At 73.5% G+C, this 2,970-nt stretch carries 4 protein-coding genes; 1 reads left to right on the top strand and 3 read right to left on the bottom strand.

Going from position 1 to position 2,970, the window contains the following annotated elements; translation table 11 throughout:
* Both C1J00_RS41305 and C1J00_RS41300 read right to left on the bottom strand, forming a co-directional pair.
* On the bottom strand, positions 1 to 1,029 hold a 1,029-nt coding region (locus C1J00_RS41305), incomplete at its 3' end, for a CaiB/BaiF CoA transferase family protein (RefSeq protein WP_102913962.1).
* Positions 1,030 to 1,139: 110 nt separating this feature from the next.
* Complete coding sequence (locus C1J00_RS41300; protein WP_102913961.1) at positions 1,140 to 1,520, bottom strand: MmcQ/YjbR family DNA-binding protein; 381 nt, start codon at positions 1,518 to 1,520, stop codon at positions 1,140 to 1,142.
* A gap of 91 nt (positions 1,521 to 1,611) precedes the next feature.
* Between C1J00_RS41300 and C1J00_RS41295 the strand changes: the two genes are divergently transcribed.
* Entirely contained in the window at positions 1,612 to 2,790 is a 1,179-nt protein-coding gene (locus C1J00_RS41295; protein ID WP_102913960.1) for a saccharopine dehydrogenase family protein, read from the top strand.
* Positions 2,791 to 2,795: 5 nt separating this feature from the next.
* On the opposite strand, the gene mmpA is transcribed toward C1J00_RS41295, so the two are convergent.
* Positions 2,796 to 2,942 (bottom strand): morphogenic membrane protein MmpA, encoded by a 147-nt coding sequence (mmpA, locus tag C1J00_RS48140; RefSeq protein WP_180989885.1) that lies wholly within the window; start codon positions 2,940 to 2,942, stop codon positions 2,796 to 2,798.
* Positions 2,943 to 2,970: the final 28 nt, after the last annotated feature.

Below are 2,970 nucleotides of genomic sequence, written 5' to 3'. Positions count from 1 at the left end.
GAAGCGGGGGGCCGGGGCCGGCTGGGTGATGCCGCCGTGGTCGGTGAAGGTGCCGCGGGCGGCCAGGTGCGGGTGGTGCGGGGCCTCGCGCAGCGACAGCACGGGCGCCACGCACGCGTCGGTGCCGTCGAAGACGGCCGTCCACTCGTCCCTGGTGCGGCTCTTGAAGCGGGCGGCGACTTCCTCGCGCAGTTCGTCCCAGCGGGCGATGTCCTTGCGCGCGGCGGCCCGGCCCTCGATGCCGAGGACGGTCAGGAACTCCGCGTAGAACTGCGGCTCCAGGGCGCCGACGGCCATGTACCGGCCGTCCGCCGTCTCGTAGGTGCCGTAGTAGGGGCAGCCCCCGTCCAGGAGGTTGGCGCCGCGGCGGTCCTGCCAGCCGCCGGCGGCGAGCATGCCGTGGATCATCGCCGAGAGGTGGGCCGTGCCGTCGACGATGGCGGCGTCCACCACCTGGCCGGTGCCGGTCGCGCGGGCGTGGTGGAGGGCGGCGAGCACGCCGACGACCAGGTAGAGGGAGCCGCCCGCGTAGTCGCCGAGCAGGTTGGCCGGGACCGAAGGCGGCTCGTCCGGGCGGCCGATCATGCCGAGGATGCCGGTGGGGGCGATGTACGCGATGTCGTGCCCGGCGCGCTGCGCCAGCGGGCCGTCCTGGCCCCAGCCGGTCATCCTGCCGTAGACGAGTCGCGGGTTGCGGGCGCGGCAGGCCTCGGGTCCGACCCCGAGGCGCTCCGCGACGCCCGGGCGGTAGCCCTCGACCAGGATGTCGGCGCGGGCCACGAGGTCGAGGACCTGCTCCGGGCCGCCGGCGGCCTTCAGGTCGACGACCACCGAGCGCTTGTTGCGGTTGGTGACGTCGCAGGCCGGGTCGATGCCGAGTCCGGGGCCGCCCGGGCGGTCCACGCGCACGACGTCGGCCCCGAGGTCGGCCAGGAGCATGGCGGCGAACGGGCCGGGCCCGATGCCGGCCAGCTCGACGACGCGCACGCCGGAGAGCGGGCCGTGTCCTGGCGTCCTTGCCGTGGTCATCCAGCCCCCAGTGCTGTGACACATCTGATGTAACACCAGTGATGCTAAGAACGTGTTCCACTCGGCACAAGCCCTGAACGAGCAAGCGCTTAGCAATCTGCCGGACGAGGTCAGTGCCCGTCCAGCACGACTATCAGCCGCTTCGGGGCGATCACCCGGTAGCTCTCCTCCACCCAGTCGCAGAGCACCTCCGCGGCCGGGGCGCCCTGCCGCTCCAGGGGGATGCTCACCCAGCCCGCCTTGCCCAGGCCGTATCCGGCGGGTTCGGCGCCGGGGCAGGCCAGCGCGTGCGCGTGCGCCGTCTCGTCCTTGAGCTTCACCGTCACCCCCAGGGGGTAACTGCCGTCCTGGACTCCGAGGAAGACGAACACCTTCTTGTTGACCTTCGCGACGGACTCGCCCCAGGGGAACTCCTCGACGGCATCCGGCAGCCCCAGTGCGAACGCGCGCACTTTCTCCCACTTCTTCAGGGCATTCCTGGGCACGGTCATCGTCGTCCTCCGGGCTCGTCGTCGGGCTCCGCACTCCTCACGCTAGCCTCGGCCACCGACAGCGGCACGGGCTGCACGACCGAGGGGTGTCATGAGCAGGCAAAACAGGACGGACCGTCCGTACGACATCGTGCTCTTCGGAGCGACCAGTTTCGCCGGGGTGCTCACCGCCGAGTATCTGGCCGCCCACGCGCCCGAGGGACTGCGCTGGGCGATCGCGGGCCGCAGCGAGGAGAAGCTGGCGCGGCTGAGGGAGCGGCTGCCCGCCGAGGCGGAGATCGGCGTGCTGCGCGCGGACGTCTCCGACCCGGCCTCGCTGCGCGACCTCGCGGAGCACGCGCGCGTGGTGGCCACGACCGTCGGCCCGTACGTGACCCACGGCGAGGAACTCGTCGCCGCCTGCGCGGACTCCGGGACCGACTACCTGGACCTGTGCGGCGAGCCGGAGTTCGTGGACCTGACGTACGTCCGGCACGACACCCGCGCGCGGGAGACCGGGGCGCGGCTCGTGCACGCCGCCGGGTTCGACTCGGTCCCGCACGACCTCGGCGTGTACTTCACCGTGCAGCAGCTGCCCAAGGACGTGCCGCTGTCGGTGGAGGGCTTCGTGACCGCCGACGCGGCCTTCTCGGGCGGGACCTTCGCCTCCGCGCTCGGCCAGTTCGCGCGGCAGCGGCAGATGGCGGCGGCAGCGCGAGACCGGCGGCGGCACGAGCCGCGGCTGGTGGGCCGGCGGACGTCGGCCCCGCTGGGCGGTCCGCGGTTCGCCAAGGAGGTCGGGGCGTGGGCGCTGCCGATGCCGACCATCGACCCGCAGATCGTGCGGCGCTCGGCGTCGGCCCTCGACCGGTACGGGCCCGACTTCCGCTACCGGCAGTACGCGGCCGTCCGGCACCTGCCGGTCGCCGTGGGCGGGGTCGCGGCGGTCGGCGCGCTGGTCGCGGCGGCCCAGGTGCCGCCCGCGCGGCGCTGGTTGTCGGACCGCCTGAAGCCCGGGGACGGGCCGAGCCCCGAGAAGCGGGCGAAAAGCTGGTTCTCCGTGCGCTTCGTGGGCGAAGGCGGCGGCAAGCGGGTGCGTACAGAGGTCTCGGGCGGCGACCCCCGCTACGACGAGACGGCCAAGATGTTCGCCGAGTCCGCGCTGTGCCTGGCCTTCGACGACCTGCCGAAGACGGCGGGGCAGGTCACCACCGCGGTGGCGATGGGCAACGCGCTGATCGACCGGCTGCGCGCGGCGGGCATCCGCTTCCGCGTCGCGTCGGCCCGCTGAACCTCCTACAGCGGCCACTCGGCGATGGTGTAGATCATCCCGGCGATCCAGCCGAGCCCGGCCAGCACGGCCAGGATCAGCCCTATGGTGACGGCCCGCTCGACGGTCTGGGCCGGGCCGGCGACTGGCTTGGGGGCACGGTGCGTCGTCATGCGCCCCAGCCTGCCGACGGGCGGGGTG

This window comes from Streptomyces cahuitamycinicus (assembly GCF_002891435.1).
Taxonomy (GTDB): Bacteria; Actinomycetota; Actinomycetes; order Streptomycetales; family Streptomycetaceae; genus Streptomyces; species Streptomyces cahuitamycinicus.
The sequence above is the reverse complement of the archived record's forward strand: the minus strand, read 5'-3'. Positions and strand labels throughout refer to the sequence as shown.